At 50.0% G+C, this 16,988-nt stretch carries 13 protein-coding genes, 1 tRNA gene and 1 pseudogene; 7 read left to right on the top strand and 8 right to left on the bottom strand.

Annotation, left to right across the window (positions count from 1 at the left end; all coding sequences use genetic code 11):
- The first annotated feature begins 151 nt into the window (after positions 1-151).
- Positions 152-225, top strand: a tRNA-Asp gene (locus JMI88_RS06325).
- Positions 226-451: 226 nt separating this feature from the next.
- On the opposite strand, the gene JMI88_RS06320 is transcribed toward JMI88_RS06325, so the two are convergent.
- From JMI88_RS06320 to JMI88_RS40600, 6 genes and pseudogenes are all read right to left on the bottom strand, one after another.
- Positions 452-1,423: an aldo/keto reductase gene (locus tag JMI88_RS06320; protein WP_201360950.1), complete on the bottom strand. Its 972-nt coding sequence runs from the start codon at positions 1,421-1,423 to the stop codon at positions 452-454.
- Positions 1,424-1,649: 226 nt separating this feature from the next.
- Entirely contained in the window at positions 1,650-4,898 is a 3,249-nt protein-coding gene (locus JMI88_RS06315) for a bifunctional cytochrome P450/NADPH--P450 reductase (protein WP_201360949.1), read from the bottom strand.
- A gap of 133 nt (positions 4,899-5,031) precedes the next feature.
- Positions 5,032-5,676 carry a TetR/AcrR family transcriptional regulator gene (locus JMI88_RS06310; protein WP_201360948.1) on the bottom strand — a complete coding sequence of 215 codons (645 nt, stop codon included), beginning with the start codon at positions 5,674-5,676 and terminating at the stop codon, positions 5,032-5,034.
- 259 nt (positions 5,677-5,935) lie between these two features.
- Positions 5,936-7,450, bottom strand: a complete 1,515-nt coding sequence (locus JMI88_RS06305) for an alpha/beta hydrolase (protein WP_201360947.1) — start codon at positions 7,448-7,450, stop codon at positions 5,936-5,938.
- 259 nt (positions 7,451-7,709) lie between these two features.
- Positions 7,710-8,549 (bottom strand): sulfite exporter TauE/SafE family protein, encoded by an 840-nt coding sequence (locus tag JMI88_RS40605; protein ID WP_373323781.1) that lies wholly within the window; start codon positions 8,547-8,549, stop codon positions 7,710-7,712.
- 72 nt (positions 8,550-8,621) lie between these two features.
- Positions 8,622-9,020, bottom strand: a pseudogene (locus JMI88_RS40600) (DUF1634 domain-containing protein); the annotation flags it as partial.
- A 363-nt stretch (positions 9,021-9,383) separates the two neighbouring features.
- Between JMI88_RS40600 and JMI88_RS06295 the strand changes: the two are divergent.
- Positions 9,384-10,400, top strand: a complete 1,017-nt coding sequence (locus tag JMI88_RS06295; RefSeq protein WP_201360946.1) for an alpha/beta hydrolase — start codon at positions 9,384-9,386, stop codon at positions 10,398-10,400.
- On the opposite strand, the gene JMI88_RS06290 is transcribed toward JMI88_RS06295, so the two are convergent.
- Positions 10,393-11,328: a ribonuclease Z gene (locus JMI88_RS06290; protein WP_201360945.1), complete on the bottom strand. Its 936-nt coding sequence runs from the start codon at positions 11,326-11,328 to the stop codon at positions 10,393-10,395. The two genes, JMI88_RS06295 and JMI88_RS06290, sit on opposite strands and share 8 nt — an antisense overlap.
- Positions 11,329-11,667: 339 nt before the next feature.
- On the opposite strand from JMI88_RS06290, the gene JMI88_RS06285 reads away from it, so the two are divergent.
- The 3 genes from JMI88_RS06285 to mutM all read left to right on the top strand — a co-directional run bounded on the left by JMI88_RS06285 (position 11,668) and on the right by mutM (position 14,665).
- On the top strand, positions 11,668-12,645 hold the full coding sequence (locus JMI88_RS06285) for a hypothetical protein (RefSeq protein WP_201360944.1): 978 nt from the start codon (positions 11,668-11,670) through the stop codon (positions 12,643-12,645).
- Between the two features lie 206 nt (positions 12,646-12,851).
- Positions 12,852-13,502: a DUF3267 domain-containing protein gene (locus tag JMI88_RS06280; protein WP_201360943.1), complete on the top strand. Its 651-nt coding sequence runs from the start codon at positions 12,852-12,854 to the stop codon at positions 13,500-13,502.
- A 209-nt stretch (positions 13,503-13,711) separates the two neighbouring features.
- Positions 13,712-14,665, top strand: a complete 954-nt coding sequence (mutM, locus tag JMI88_RS06275) for a DNA-formamidopyrimidine glycosylase (protein WP_201360942.1) — start codon at positions 13,712-13,714, stop codon at positions 14,663-14,665.
- Between the two features lie 33 nt (positions 14,666-14,698).
- Here mutM and JMI88_RS06270 read toward each other — a convergent pair whose 3' ends face one another.
- Complete coding sequence (locus tag JMI88_RS06270; protein WP_201360941.1) at positions 14,699-15,145, bottom strand: hypothetical protein; 447 nt, start codon at positions 15,143-15,145, stop codon at positions 14,699-14,701.
- Positions 15,146-15,532: 387 nt separating this feature from the next.
- Here JMI88_RS06270 and larB point away from each other — a divergent pair, with 387 nt between their 5' ends.
- Positions 15,533-16,405, top strand: coding sequence for a nickel pincer cofactor biosynthesis protein LarB (gene larB / locus JMI88_RS06265; protein ID WP_236022831.1), 873 nt, complete (start codon positions 15,533-15,535; stop codon positions 16,403-16,405).
- 91 nt (positions 16,406-16,496) lie between these two features.
- Positions 16,497-16,772, top strand: a complete 276-nt coding sequence (locus JMI88_RS06260) for a KGG domain-containing protein (RefSeq protein ID WP_201360940.1) — start codon at positions 16,497-16,499, stop codon at positions 16,770-16,772.
- Positions 16,773-16,988: the final 216 nt, after the last annotated feature.

Raw genomic sequence — 16,988 nt, 5'->3', positions numbered from 1 at the left:
ACATTGACAAATGAAGCGAGTCAACGTAGTTATGCCCTTTTTTTGTTGAGTTATCAAAATTGATCAATAAAGGGGTTGACAGGATGAGCTTGCTCTGATATTATCTATTCACGCAAGTGGTACTCCAAAAGTGCCGCAAGCATCAAGAGATGGAGCCGTGGTGTAGTGGCCTAACATGTCTGCCTGTCACGCAGAAGACCGCGGGTTCGAATCCCGTCGGTTCCGTTTGAAGTTACCTCAGAAACACACCAGAATCAATATTGATTCTGGTGTTTTGTTTTATAATCCGGAATACTCTATCGATTGGTTGATCATGATATATTAGGTTATGGATCTGATATATTTCATGTGCCAGTTGGTTTATCAGTGGATAAAGACAGGTGCCGGCCAGACCTGACAATCTGGCCGGCACCTGTCTTTTGTCTGTTTGCTTCAGTTATGGGGTGAGCGATTACCAGGCGTAGGCTTCAGGGGCCTGTCCGCCGGGGCCGGGGAAGATTTCGTCGAGTTGTTTCAGGGTTTCATCGCTCAGGTGGATGTCCAGGACGCGCATGGTGCCATCCAGTTGCTCGATGGTGCGTGGTCCGATAATTGGAGCCGTTACCACTGGATTGCTGTGCAACCAGGCCAGGGCGACATGGGCTGGCTCGGCGTCGAGTTGGGCGCAGAGCTTTTCATATGCCTCTAGCTTCGAGCGATTCTTCTCGATGTTCTTCTGCATATTGGCATCGCTGCGTCGGCCTTCAGACGTTTTCTGTAGCGCACCACCCAGTAGTCCACCAGCGAGTGGGCTCCAGGGGATAATGCCCAGGCCGTACTCTTTACAGACCGGAATCACTTCTAGCTCGATCATACGTGCGTTCAGGTTGTAGAGGCTCTGCTCCGAAACCAGACCCATGAAATGACGGTTTTTGGCGATCTCATTGGCCTGTGTGATGTTCCAGCCAGCAAAGTTACTGCTGCCAACGTAGGTGATTTTCCCTTCGCGCACCAGCTGCTCCATGGCCTGCCAGATCTCTTCCCAGGGGGTCTGGCGATCGATATGGTGCATCTGATAGAGATCGATGTGATCGGTTTTCATGCGGCGCAGGCTGTTTTCACAGGCCTGGCGAATGTGGCGCGCTGACAGCCGGGAGTTATTGGGCCACTCGCCCATATCTCCATATACTTTGGTGGCCAGAACAACCTTTTCACGGCGACCACCGCCCTGCGCAAACCAGCGACCCAGAATTTGCTCGGTCACGCCCTCGCCTTTTTTTCCACCATAGACGTTAGCTGTATCAAAGAAATTTATGCCATGCTCAAGAGCACGATCCATTATCGCAAAGCTATCAGCCTCGCTGGTCTGAGGGCCAAAGTTCATTGTACCCAGGCAGAAGCGGCTAACTTTCAGTCCTGTGCGGCCAAGATAGGTATATTCCATTGAAAACCTCATTCTTTAAAAATACTATAGTGGGCACAGTGAAGATAATTTAGTTTGACTGCAATCTTCACTTTTTGTAATAACGAATCGATGGTTGGCCAATATTCCCAAAAAGACAACGTTTTCCATGGATTTAAAATTTTTCAGAAAAAGATGCTAGATAATAAAAAGCCCGGGATGGGGTTTTCATCCGCCATTCCGGGCTTTTTATTAGATTTGATTGTGATTACGCGGGCCAGACATCGACAAGATAGCGTCCGTTGCTGGTCTGCTCATTGAGCCATTGTTCAGCCACCTCGGGCGAGCTGCCTGTTTTCTCCTGGTAGAGAGTCACAAAGCCCTGGCGCACATCTGGTGCCATATTACCGGCATCGCCACAGACATAGATGACCGCGCCCTGTTGAATAAGCTCCCAGACACGATCTTTGTGCTTAAGGATCTGATTCTGAACATACATTTTGTCGTGTCCTTCCCAGCGTGAGAAGGCGGTGATCAGTTCGGTAATACCCCGGGCCTGCAAGGCTTTAAACTCATCTGCATACAGGAAATCGTGCTCAGGATGGCGGCAGCCAAAGAAAAGCAGCGATTCGCCAACGTTTTTTCCCCGTGCTTTGAGCGCGTCGCGTTCTTGCAAGAAGCCGCGGAACGGAGCCACACCAGTGCCTGGTCCAACCATAATCAAAGGAATAGTTGGATCTTCTGGCAGCATAAAGGTTGAGCGCGTATCCTGGATGAATGCGTTAATCTGATCCCCTACTTGCTGGCGACCCAGATAGTTTGAGCAGACACCCTGGTACTGGCCATGGCCCGAGCGCGCCGGGGCATCGACCACCGCTACCGTAATGCTACAGCGCTGTTCGTCCTGCAATGGTGAGGACGAGATAGAATAGTAGCGCGGACGCATCATCGAGAGCAATTCCAGATAGGCGTTAAATGGCAGTTCGCAGGCTGGAAACTCTTCCAGCAGGTCGATGATCGATTTGCGCTTTGCCAGCACCTCTGTCTTATACAGGGCGACGCTGGCCTCATCTTCGCCAGAAAGGGCCTGTAGCTTCTTTTTATCGGGTGGACACTGGGTAAAGTCCGCCATGGCCTTGATCTGCTTGCGCGTTGCCACATCCTGTAGCTCGACATAATCGCGCAGCAAGCTATAAACTGAGATCGGCATTTCAACTGGTAGATTAGATTTGCGATTGTCGCTCTTACGCAGTTGGATATATGTATCCCTGGCGAAGTTGAAATGGCGGGCGACACGCGCAACCATGGTCTCGCTATTATGAGGGATGATACCCAGGTGGAAGCCGGTACGATAGCTAACACCAGCGGGCAGTTCGAATTCAATGTGGCGAGCCGAGCGTTCCGCAGACGGACTGTACAGCTCCTGATTGACCAGTACCCTGGCCGGACGGGCCCCAAAGGTTTCGATCAGCGGATGTGAATGCAGGCCATTGATTACCTCGACCTCATAGGCCGAACCCACCGTGTTTACTTCTGGCAGTTTGGCTTCAATTCCAAACTGATCAAACAATGATTGCCAGAGTGGCTGATACCAGGACTCAAATTGACCATCGAAGTCCTCGCGGGCATCGCCCTCACCGCGCGCATAGATACGCTCGGCGCCGAATTTTTCCAGATTGGTGTCGATCAGGCGTGGAATCGCCTGGAAGGTGGCGGACCAATCGCGGTTCCCGCAGCCAAAGACCATATATTTCACACCCTTCAGGCTATCCTGCACCAGATCGCCTGAGCGCAGCCAGTTACAGAATTTCTCTGCGTTATCTGGAGGGGTGCCGTTATACGAGGATGTTACTACCACCACGGCGCCTTCAGTTGGCAGCTTATTCGTATATTCATCCAGGCCCGCAATGGTGGTCTTAAAGCCATATGCATTGGCATCCTCTACCATGCGATTGGCAATGTCTTCCGCTGTTCCCATGTTGGAACCGAAGAGGACCAGTAGTGGGGTATCATGTCTGGGCACCGCTGGTTTTGGGGTGGCTCTGGTAGCCTCTTTTTTGGCTTGTGCACTTTCTTCTGATTGAGGCTGCACAACGATCGTGCGCTCAGCGTCGGTACGTTTGCGTACCTTGATTTTGAAATCGTCGGGTTTAATCGTCAGCGTCTCTTTGATCTTGAATTGATAGTTGGTATGGTCAATGAAATGATAGCGTTGCAGTAGCATACCAAGTACCAGCGTCGCCTCTTGCATGGCGAACTGGCGACCAATGCAGGCACGCTGGCCATTCCCGAATGGTTTATAGGCATCTGCCGGCCGACTCTGCTCTGCCTCCAGTGTAAAGTGGTCGGGATTAAATGCATCCGGATTATCGCCCCAGATGGCAGGATCACGATGGAGCATAGGAATCAGGACCGCGATATCTTCATTCTTCGTGAGTTTGTATTTGCCTCCGATGATCTCTTCATCTTTTAATGGATAAACTGCGAAGGCGGGTGCTGTCGGCCAGAGGCGCAGGGTCTCTTGTAGAATCTGTGTCACATAGCGCAGTTGATTGACCTGGTTAAAGGTAGGACGAGCACTCAGATCGTTGCCCAATACCCGGTCAACTTCGGCATACGCTTTGGCCAGCACCTCCGGATGGTGTAAGAGTTCGTAGATCGCGAAGGAAAGCAGTCCGCTGGTTGTCTCATGGCCAGCGATCAAGAACGTAATGATCTGATAGCGAATATTGAGATCATCCAGCTTTTCGCCCGACTGCTTATCGGTTCCTGTGAGCATATAGCTCAACAGATCTTTTTTCTGTGAGAAATCTTCGCCGCTCTCACGGCGTTCCTGGATAATACGGTCCACAATGCCATTGAGAAACTCTATATCGGCCTGGAACTGGCGATTTTTATGGATGAGCAGCTTATCCTCAAACGGCAAACGGCCACCGCGCTCCATTGCTTCATGCAGGGCACGCACCATACTATTGACGAAGGGATGCATATCCTCGCGATAAAAGGAGTTAAAGCGATAATCAAAGCCACACAGACCTATGGTATCCAACGTCAGACGGGTCATATCGCCCGGTACATCGATCTCATCGTCTGAATTCAGGCGATCCCATTTGCCAACCAGTTGTTCAGCAATGTCGACCATCATCGGCAGATAGCCCTGCATGGCCCGCATGCTGAAGTTTGGCAGCAGGATATCATGGGCCTTATGCCAGTTAGGTTCCTGGGTCCAGGAGGTAAAGAGGCCATCGCCCGCAAATGAGCGCACGTTCTGCAGGGGAGTCCAGACCTTCTTGTCAAAGCGGGTTTCATCCGAGAGTTCTTTGACCAGTTCATAGCCAGAGGTAATGATCAGGGAACGCCCGGGCATATTGAGTTGATAGATGGGCCCATACTCGCGGGCCAGTTTCATCATATCCTGGACGCGCCGTCCAGACTGCAAATCGAGCAGATTTCCAATCAATAATTTTTCTTTTGGATGCGGTATATTATTTGTTTCAAATACTTTATGCGTGGTCATACGAAAGAAAACCTCCGCCTTCTATAAAAAGGACTGGTTTGGATGTAGCAGTAATCAAAATTTTCAGGCAGCCTTAAAGCCCGATGGAGATGGCCAGGTGCTTACCCAAATCGGCACTAAACTCCCCAATTGGTTATAGTGCTGTACCGGGCGGGAGGAGATTCTCATTAAAGAGCGCAGCTGGCAGGCCATGGGCTAGCAGGTTTAAAACGTTGTCCGCCATCTCTTCGGGTCCAGGATCATCCTGTTCAAACCACCAGATAATACCCTGGGCAATCACTCCCGTCACCAGTCGGGCCAGCAGAAAAACATCATATCCCTGCAGTTGACCTGACTGAGTAGCGCGCTCGAAGGCGCGCGTAAGTCCTTGCGCGATCGTATCTTCCACGCGAATGGTTCGTGAGACCTGCGCGCCACTGGTCAGGGCGATACTAAATAGATCGCGCTCAGCGTAGGCGTGGCGGAAAATAGAGCGCACAATCACTGGAAGCGTCGCTGCTTCAGAGCTACGCACCTCGCTGATAACCTGCTCTTCCAGGATGTGAAGAACTTCATCGATCAGCGTATTGAATATTTCATCTTTATCTCTGAAATGGAGATAAAAAGTGCCAACGCCAACATCGGCGGCCTCGGTGATATCGAGGATACTGGCATCATGATAACCTTTTTTGGCAAAGACGCGACGCGCGGCTGCTAACAGGTCAGCGCGAGTCTTCGCTCTTCTTTTTGCACCTCGATGTTGTCGTGCATTGTTATCATTTTTTGAACTATCATTCATAACTGAATTATAATTCAGTTATGTTTCTATGTCAAGGGTCCCTGCCAGAAAAGAAGGCTATTTAGCCAGTTTTTCTCTTCGTACCTGCTGCCCTGACGGTTCGCGCCTTTGGCACTCAAAAAGATTGAGGGAGAGTTGCAGACGTGCATCGATCGCACGTCTGCAACCCTCCCTCAAGAAAGATTCGGGTGTATCAGCGCCCGCATGAATGCCAGTAAGACGATGTCCATGGCCATGGACATCGTCTTACTGGCATTATTTAGTGTTTCTGTATGGCCTGTGGCGCGACATGAATAGGACCCCAGTTGATCCACTCCAGCCCTTCATAGAGCTCATCACCCCAGACCTTCCAGGAGTGGCCGCCGGGTTCTTTAACAAATGTATATTTGATTCCCAGTTTTTTGAGTGTATTGGCGAATTTAAGGGCACCAGGATAATATAATTTATCTTCCGTGGCATCACCGAGGAATATTTGTAGTTTTTGGGCCAGCGGATGCATCCCAATCTGGATGATTGGACTATTGTACTGACGATAGGCCAGGCTTGGGCCCCAGATTGGCCCCATCGCGTTGTAATAGCCACCCAGGGCAATGACCCAATGAAAGACCTCGGGATGGTGGATAGCAATATTCATGGCCCCAAATCCGCCCATCGAGAGGCCGCCGATCGCTCGATGTTCCGCATCAGGGATGGTCCGATAATGCTGATCAACGTATTTGACGAGCTCTTTGGCTACATAGTCTTCAAGTGGCTGTTTATTGTTACCGCTATTGCCCCACTCGCTGGTTGATCCAGGAGCACCATTGCCATCTGGCATGATCATGATGAATTCTGGACTTTTCTTGGTATCGATCAACGAATCTGCTGACTCAGCGGCTCGTCCTGCATTCACCCAGTCTGTAACTTTGCCCGGCGATCCATGTAAGAGGTAAGCGGTAGGATAACGCTTGTTTTTGCCCTGGGGAGTATTGTAGGTGGGTGGAAGGTAAATTTCGAATAGACGGCGACCTCTCATCAGCGTACTGTGCATTTCAACGAATTTTGTGGTGCCAAATGATGGAATATTGGTGCCAATCGAAGTCAGTTTAGGCGCTCCATGGATATCTGCATCTGGTGAGATAATAAACAGATTGCCCGATTGACTGGCCAGGAAAAAAAGCCCGATCATAACAACAATGGCAACCCAATGTTCGATATGCCACTGACGGAAGCGTGCCGGTATAGCCACCGCATGCGTGGTGCGATTGGCAATATCCTGTTTGATGATAAAGCGTTGCCAGACGTAGCGTATTACCTGATATGGCTGATAGAGCAAAACCTCATAGAGAGCCGATCCAAGCGCGGCCCCAATAAATGCGCTCAAGATAGCTAGTGCTATCATGATGAAACAAGTGTTATTCAGAACATTGCTCTGCAATGGTTCAATATGCCCACCCGCATCCGTTACAGGGATCAATTCAGTTTGTATAAAATTGATCAGATAGCCCAATATAAAAACAATGCTAGCCCCTACAATCCCACCAAATTTTCGATGTGTGAACAGCGCGCCGCCCAGTGCGGTTCCCGCGGTTAACAGCAGGGCTGTGATCAGCTGAGAACGCATGGCATCCAGGCCAGTCGAAATGATGGCCGCCGAAAGCCCATCGAACACATCGTGCCCGAAGAGAAAAAGTCCACTTAGCAACGAAAGAAGAAAAGAGACAAAGAACCATAAGATGGGTATAAATTGTTTGGTTCTGTTTTGATTGAATATAGAGGGTTGTTTCTGTTTCATTATCGCCATTTTCTATGAAGCTCCCAATCTGGGAGCTTTCTGTTTTTTTAACCCTCGGCTACGTAATTATGCTACTACTTGTCCGAGTGAAAAACCTGTGCCTATGCTATTTTATTCTCCCATCGTATTATACGTTACTGCCCTCAAAAAAATCGCATTGTTGTACTGGACAGAGAAGAAATGTCTACTCGACTCGGCTCTATATTATGTATACGCTAGTTCTGGGGTTATTGTGGTGTTTTAAGTACAGATTGGCAGTTTAAAAAGAGCCAATCCCTAGTCCATGCAAAATCATTTCCAGCGCCGCAATGAGAATAACTGGAATAAAAATTATGCGTAAGATTTTATTGCTCATATGCAGTAAAAGACGCGCACCCAGTAGTGCACCCATCAGAACTCCCAGAGCAACCGGAGCGGCTATCAGTGGGGGAATATTGCCACGTGAGAAATAGATACCGGCACTGGCAGCGGCAGTAACGCCGATCATCAAGTTGCTGGTCGTTGTCGATACCTTGAGTGGTAAGCGCATGATTGTGTCCATAGCAATGACTTTAAAGGTTCCACTACCAATACCCAGCAGACCTGAGATTAAGCCAGCGGCATACATCATGGCCAATCCAAAGGGGGTGCGTGTGACCTGATAGGAAACCTCGCGTCCCAATTTATGATCTGGGTAAGAGCTTGCCAGGTTCAGTGTTCTGGCCCAGCGATCGTTGACGACGCCTTGTGGCAATTCTTCGCCAATTTTGAAGACCAGAGGTGCCGCAGAGACGAGTAAAATGATACCAAAGATAACTCCCAGTAAATTTGGTGCTAGCAGGCCGGCTATAAAGGCTCCGCTAATGGCTCCCAGCGTTGTTCCTATTTCCAGAAACATACCGATGCGGATATTGGTCAATCGATCCCGTACATAGGCAACGGCGGCCCCGCTGGAGGTGGCAATAACCGAGATAATACTGACACCGATGGCAAAAGGTATAGGGAAGCCAAAAACGATTGTCAGCATAGGGACTACCATAATGCCGCCGCCTAATCCAACCAGGGCCCCAACCAGGCCAGCCAGCAGCGAGCCCGTGAATATGAGCAGGGCCACGCCCAACGAAAAGTGCACCTGGAGCGCATTGATGGTTACCTCATTTTGTTGGTCCCTGCTACCTATAAATAAGCTGAAGATCAGTATTGCCAGCACACCAGCGGTGATTACCATGTATTTGTAATCGCGTTCCTTGATAAACATTACCAGTGAGGCCGCTACACGTACAATCGGTGTCGCAATGAGCAGCAGCAGGCCCAACATAATAAAGGCCTGTGGACGTAGAACCAATAGTCCAGCTCCCACCTGTCCAAGTGTCTGAGGAAAATTCAACAAGCGTGCAGCCGATAGGCCACCTGGACGTGTTGGTAGCATGGCCATACCGATTACTATCAGGAGCGCGCTCAGGATAACTCCCCCCTGTAAAATCCAGCTAATGCTATTTGATAGCTGTAATAGTTCCTGTGTTTCTTTTGCCTCTTGTTGTTTTTGAGCATCAACGTTATTGTGTGTGCAAATGGGTTCCAGCACTGGCATGCTGTTTTCTGGGTACGGTTCTTTCAATCCAATCTTATCTTTTTTTATCATAATTTTCTCGTTTCTATATAGGTAAATATTTCTTTCGTTCAGTGCTTACCCTCAGTGTATCCCAGACATATCTATAATTACAATTCATATATATGATATTACTAATAACTAGAACGAATATATGGTTTGCCGTGTCTTTATCTAGCCACTGAGCGTGTTTTAATGGTAGAGTATCAATGAGAAAGGCTAATGAAGCTCACTAAAAAGTAGTGGTATGATTGGGATAGCAAGGGTATAGGCATACAATACTGAAGAAATTTGTTTTAGCTTATGTAGTCAAAAAATTATCTAGTAGGAAGGTTGTGGATTTCTATGTTCAAGTTATCGAACGTACGACGTCCCCGCTTTTCATTGAAGAGCTTTTTATGGGGTAGTCTGGGGGGAAGTGCTGGAGTGATGGCGGTTATTCTTGGGGTTGGCATTTATATTGTCGAAACGTTGATACGTCCCAAGCGCCTGGCTACATTTGCACTCTATACGTTTAGTCCTTTTGAGCTGGGTATCCCAGCAGAGGATGTGACATTTCCATCCCTGCACGATGACCACCAGGTGAATGGTTGGTACGTGCCGTATCCTGGCGCGACCACAACTATTATTGTGTCACCGGGTTATCGTGGTAGCCGTTCTGACGTACTGGGGTTATGTGCTCTGTTGTGGAAAGCGGGCCATAATGTGCTGGTATTTGAATACTATGGACATGGGACTGTGGTAGGGATGCCAGTAACCCTTGGATATCGCGAGATCAATGATTTCCTGGGTGCAGTTGCATATGCCAAAGGGCGTTCTCCAGATACGCGGCTTGGTGCGGTGGGCTATTCTATGGGGGCGGCTGTCTCGATTATGGGTACGGCTCGTTCTCCCGAGATCGAAGCGTTGGTAGCTGATAGCGCGTTTGCGACCCATCGCCGTGTGGTCGAGTTTGCGGTGCATCGCACCCTGCATCTCCCTTTTATCATTTTTGATTGGGTAACAGATCTTATGCTCTGGTTACGCGCTGGCTATCATTTTCATCAGGTTGAGCCGTTGCGTGACATCGGGCGTATCGCGCCCCGGCCGGTCATGATTATTCATGGTATGAAAGATACGATTGTTGATCCTCATGATGCCCCGCTGCTGTATCAGGCTGCTAATGAGCCAAAGGAGCTCTGGCTGCTACAAGATGTTGAGCATTGTGGAGCATACTTTTTTGATCGAGCGGAATATATGCGCAGGGTCATAGCATTTTTTGATCTTTATCTCAAGCAACAGCCGCCCGTTGAGCAGGACAGCGCGGGCGAACCCGCTACTGAACCTATAAAAGGACCTCATCCACTGTCTGAAGCTAGTTAGCGGTCATGGCAGTTTCCTGTTCATCAGAATAATCCAATGAAATGACCATTCCATCCTTCGCGGCACGTGTTCTGGCAAAGACAGCACGTGCCGCTTTTTCTGCTTGCCGGGTATCGTGAATTTTAGGGCTGAAGTGGGTCAGGATGAGCTCGTGGGCTCCGGCTGCCTGAGCGATACCGGCGCTCTCCTCGGCCAGCATATGCGCATTACTTTTTGCCAGCGGCAGATCTTCTGGATTATCATACATGCTCTCACAGATTAGCAGGTCTACATCTCTGGCCAGTGTTACGAGCTGTTGGGCCGGGCGGGTATCAGTGATGTAAGCAAACGAGATCCCGCGCCGTGGCGGTCCCAATACCTGTGCGGGCTGAATGGTCTGCCCCTGATATTCGAGCGTCTCTCCATGTTGCAATCGCGACCATAGTTGAACCGGAAGTCCCAGTTCCTGTGCTTTGGTCGCCTGAAAAGCCGGACGACGTGACAGCTCGGCACGATAAGCCAGGCATTGAATGCCATGGTTGGCGGGCACACAACTGGCTTGTAGTCCACCTGGCAATGTGAACTGCTCGTGCCCCTTAAGCTCATGAATGATGACTGGGAAAGGCAATTCAGGGGCAATGCGACGCAACCCTTCAACCACATAGGCGGTGCCAGCGGGACCATAAATATGTAGTGGTTCAGTACGCCCGGCATGCGCCACCATAAACAAGACGCCCGGTAAGCCTGCTACATGGTCGGCATGCATATGCGAAAAACAGATCGCCCCCAGCTGGCGAAAGCCCCAACCAAGCGACTTCCAGGGAATCTGCGTCCCCTCGCCACAGTCGAATAATGTCAGTGCCGAACCATTGCGTACCAGTGCACAGGAGAGCCAACGCCCTGGCAGCGGCATCATACCACAGGTGCCTAACATACAAATATCAATCATCGCTAATCCTTTTTGTGCTACAAACGTATATCATCCACCGTCTGGAAGGCTCATGAATTCTCTTATGATCAAGCCAGGAGCAATAGTTGACAGACTGCGGTGGAGCTAGCTGCGAGTGAGCGGCGTTTCCGATTGTTTTTTTATAGCATACCATGGATGACTGGTAGAGCAAAAGCAAGAGCCATACGTTAAACTTGTAACATATGCAAGCGATCATTAAGCTGTTATTATTGTTTCATGTAGATTTTTTGACATTTTTAGCCTCATCTGTTATGATGAGAAACGCAAATGCTCGTATTAATCGTCCTTAAGTTTGAGTGTGAAAACATGGAGGACTGCATGGATTGGCGTGAATTTCTGGGCAGCATCATTAGTAATACGACTGAGCGCGATCGTATCGCTAGCGAAATCGGAGTGCATGCGGTAACGTTGAATCGTTGGGTGAGTGGTGAATCTTCCCCCCGTCCCCATAATATGCGTCAATTGTTGCGCGCCATCCCCAAACAGCAGCGTAGTCAGTTGCAAACCCTGCTAGAGAAATACTCATCAGATGTCTCGGATTTTGAAATCGATACCGTCGAGCAAGAAATTCCATACAAATTTATTATGGAAGTGCTGGATGCCCGGGCAAGTATTCCCGATCTTTTACGTTTCTGGTCAATTACACGCCTGGTCCTGCAGCAGGCACTGCGACAATTAGACCCTGAGGGCGTAGGCATGGCTATCACCGTTGTACGCTGTATGCCGCCACGCGATGATAAGATTCGAAGTTTACGCGAGAGCGTTGGTCTGGGAACGCCTCCCTGGGGTGGGGATTTAGAAGAGAAGGCATTATTGCTGGGAGCAGAATCGCTCGCCGGCCATGTAACCGTTTCATGCCGCTTAGAGCACATCGGGGACCTGCAGGCGAACAAGACGTTTTTGCCAGCATACCAGGTGGAACATGAAGTCAGCGCGGTCGCCTGCCCGATTATGCATGCCTGCCGGGTAGCTGGTTGTCTGCTTCTTTCAAGTACCCAGGTTGATTATTTTGCTCCTGAAGCGCGCCTCTCGCTGGTGCGGGGCTACACTAACCTTGTCTCACTGGCCTTTAATCCTGATGAGTTCTATAACCCCGAAAAGATTGCTTTGCACATCATGCCTCCTCCGCCACGGCAAAAAGAATTTTTTGATGGTTTTCGTCAGCGTGTGCTTAGACGTATGCAAGAATCCTCGCGTTCAGAAAAGCGCCTGGCGAGTCCGGAAGCAGAGCAGCTGGAATGGCAACAAATCGAAGAATCATTGCTCAACCTGCCACCTGAAATCAAGACACCTTGACTTTTGCCTGGTGATCTTATACCCAAAACCACCGTCATCCACATGATAGTACAAGATGTGTATGTAGCCTGCATGCCAGTACGCAATAAAACGTGCTGGCATGCAGGCGTTCGTATCTATGTATTTAAGCTCGAACGTGGATGTGATATGCTGTGGAAAACATGCTATAAAAGCATACTGCAAGGCAAGTGAGAGGGAGATTCTTAATGGCACTATTTTTAGTCGATCGATTCCATGCCCGCAAAAGGGATGAGCAACAGAGCTTGATTGATGCTGGCCACCTGCAAAAGAAGGAAGAACTTACTTTGTTGGAAGGCGAACAACTCCGGCCGTTGGCGCTGTTGAGTTTGCAAATGTTTATTGTTGGTGGACTCTTTTTCCTCCTCCTGGATCTGTTGGCCTATCACTGGCACTATCACTACTGGCTGGCTACGCTTACCCCGACCAGTAGTATCCGCTGGATCTTTCTCAACGTGATTGGCTACCTGCTCATTCTTTGTGTGCACGAATTGATTCACGGCGCTGTTTTTGCTTTCTGGGGAGGTCAGCCTCATTTTGGTGCCAGGCTACCGCTAGCCCTCTACTGTGGCGCGCGCCAGCAACTTTTTCGGCGCAACCACTATCTCGCAGTTGGCCTGGCCCCGCTCGTCTTCCTCACGCTGCTAGGTATCATGGTGACCATCTGTTATCCGGGTCCCGCCTCGTATCTTTTGCTAGCCTTTGCTGGCAACTTCGCGGGGGCTGCAGGAGACGTTGTGGTCGCCCAACGGGTGGCACGCCTATCCAAAGCCGTGCTGATCGAAGACACCGAAGTGGGCTATACCGCCTGGGAAATATCTGAACAGCCAAGGTCATAGACGAAAAGGTATATGTGATATACTCCTTCTTAGATAAGGTCATGTTGGGGGCAAACATTTTCGGCCACGATTAGCCACACTACCTCATGCCGATCATGCCAGCATCCCTGGTCGAGAAAACCGGGTGCTGTGATGTGTCCCCGGGCTTATATTTTTTTATCTACCAGTATAGAGAAGCGTGTGAAGTCGCTTCAAAGCCAGGATGAGCAATGCCAGAACTACCTGAAGTTGAGTATACAGCGCGCCAGTTGCGCGCCTCTGTCGTGGGGGCGACCATTCGGGAGGCACACATTTTTTGGGAACGCACCATCAGTCATCCAGCAGTGCCAGATTTTCTTGCCGAAGTGGCTGGTCGCCGCATCGAAGGTGTGCGCAGGCGTGGCAAGTTTTTGTTGATTGACCTGAGTGGCAATGTGTTTCTCTCTATCCACCGGCGAATGACGGGCAACTTCTTGTTGCTGCCTGCGGGCTGGAAATTAGACACCAGTTTGCGCGAGCAGGATCGGGTAGCCTGGAATACCCGTGGCCCCACATTCCAAGTCGATGGCGAGCAGGGTACGGTCTACCAGGCTGAATTAAAGTATTGTCGGGCCTGCTTTGTCTTCGAGGACGGACGTTGCCTGCTCTTTACCGATCCACGGAAATTTGGCAAAATTGGTCTATGGCCACAGGAACGCGAGCAGGAGGCGCTCAAAGGACTGGGACCCGAGCCGCTGGAAGCCGATTTTTCGGTGGAACGTTTCGCTGCTTCCCTGAGAGGCCGCAGGACTGGCATCAAGCAAGTGCTTTTGGACCAGACCGTCGTTGCTGGTGTGGGCAATATCTACGCGGATGAAGCTCTATTTTACGCCTGTATCCATCCTTTGCGGCGAGCGGAAAGTCTCTCAGAGACCGAGATTCGGACACTGCATGAAGGGATTATCGATGTGTTGACGCGAGGAATTGAACACGGAGGTACATCATTTAATGACTATCGAGATCTCTGGGGAGAAGCTGGCGATAACTTTAACCATGTGCGCGTTTACCACCAGGAGGGCAAGCCTTGTAGCCGTTGTGGCACAACGATAGAGCGCATAGTGATTGCCCAGCGCAGCGCTCACTTCTGTCCAGGTTGCCAGCAAGCACCTGCTCAGCCAGGGGACATAGTCACCAGCGTCCTATGACGACTAGCCCCCGGTCTCTGCAAGCCAGTGTGCTTATTGTGGTGTAAAGAAGGCCGGGGTGCACGTGACAGTTTTGCCATCGACATTAAACGACACATCTACTGTAGCAGCGGTCAACTGAGGTTGTTGGCCTCGGAGTTGCAGCACAAAGCTGACATAGCCGCCGCTATCGCTGACTGGAGCCTGATCCAGATTGAGGTCACCGTAGGCAAAGTGGGCCGTGGCCTGCGCGGAAGCACCCGGCACAGGCTTGACATTCTGCGTCAAACGGGCGTAGATAGTAATGACGCCATACGGGTTGGGATTATTGGCGGACGACCAGGCGCCACAAAGATACTTTGGTAGCTTTGGAACCTGCGGGATTCCTTTTTGAAATGACTTATTGATGGTCACAGTTGGTTGCGCCTGTGGGCGCGTCACAGCTATAGCTGGACCACAGCCAGACAAAACAAGCAGGAGTGTCAGGAGCAAAGTACTCATTAAAAATAATGATGTTTTTTTCATAGCACTCTAAGCGAAATTTCTACGTTAATTCTGAATTAGAAACGACAATGCATAGTGATCAAGTGTTGCGGCGTTACAACGTCGCAAGGGTAGATATAGGTGGCTCCATTCATTAGGAATCACATACAGTATAACATAGCTGTGATAGTGAAACCAGGCCATACATCCTGGCAATAAGAACGTCCACCATGCATAGTTACAACCAGATTACTGCAAATGTATGAAAAGTAAGCAATAGCAACTTATAAGTAAGAAAGAGCTACCGGTGGCTTGCTGAATAAGTTGGACTGTGTTACACTGTGACTGGTTGTAGGATGCAGATGAATAATCATTGTGCAATGATCGACTTGAGGTATTACTTTTGTGAATCACGAAATTGATAGACAATTCGAACTCTTTAACCAGTTGCTCGGAGACAAACTGTTCGGGCACAACACACTTCATATGGGACAAACTGAGCAAGCCTCAGAGTCGGGCAGTTCTATTCATGCCAGTGACACATCGTTACCACCAGCGAGCGCTGCACAGCCTGAAACCTCTTCTGCCATCCATACTCGTCCTGATCCTGGACGCGAGCAACGGAAAGGAGCCCCCGAGGTTATTCTTGGGGCCACCAAAGAGACGGCGCAAATTATTTCCATGGCGCACGGCCTCTTAAATGGGACCGGGCGTGCGATTATCAGTCGTTTGCGCCCCGAATCGATACTTCCTCTCCAGACAGAGTTTCAAGCCTACACTGTTCGTACGCTTGCGGCGGCTCGTGCTATGGCGGTCTACCGTCCTGATTATATACGCAAAGAGACCGGCGGTCATGTTGGTGTGATCAGTGCCGGGACATCAGATATTCCAGTAGCGGAAGAAGCGGCACTCATCGCGGAAGAGATGGGCTGCCACGTCACACCTATCTATGATGTTGGGGTTGCAGGGCTTCATCGCCTGTTTGGACCACTGCGTGAACTGCTCTCCAATGAGGTAGATGTGATTATCGTTGCTGCGGGTATGGATGGAGCTTTACCTTCAGTTATTGCAGGGCTAGTGCCAGTTCCAGTTATCGGGCTACCAACGTCGATTGGCTATGGTTTAGGCGGCAATGGGGTTGCCGCATTGCTTTCGATGTTGCAAACGTGTGCGCCAGGACTTTCAGTCGTCAACATCGATAATGGTGTTGGCGCTGGGATCACAGCGGCGCTGATTGCCAATCGTGTGGCGCAGGCGCGTGAACATCAGTCGCAGTAGGGAAGCAGCGAGATGTTCTGAGTGTAGAATGTCTCACCGCTAATATGTTGGGTAGATGTGGGTACGAAGTTTAAGAGAGGCGGGACTTTCTATGGCAAACAATAAACGTGGGCCCGAACCGGGATCACAAAAAGCCAAGCATGGTGGCCAAGCTGTACGCGAGAAATATGGTCCGGAATTCTATTCGAAGATTGGTAAGAAGGGTGGCGAGACGGTGAAGGAGAAACGCGGCCCACAATTTTACGCTGAGATTGGGAAGAAGGGTGGAGAGTCAACCAAGCGGCAGCAAGGTTCTGAATTCTACTCGCGGATTGGGAAGAAAGGTGGCGAGCGTGGCCGTACAGCCTCAGATAACCAGGAAGAATAAAAATAGTCATGACTGCTCTCTTTATCGGTTCCGGCAAGACGATTTCTAATGCGCGGGCCCTGATGGGAAGAGGAGTGCAACATTAGCATCCTGGTTGTTTCCCAGTCGTGACAAGACCGCATCCCGTTGTTGTTTGACTTCTCTGATGAAATGACTGTACGGGAATGCGGTCTTCAAAATTTGCCTGCTTCTTGCCTGCTGACTGCTGACGCTACA

This window comes from Dictyobacter formicarum (assembly GCF_016587435.1).
This window is presented reverse-complemented; position numbering and strand designations above follow the sequence as displayed.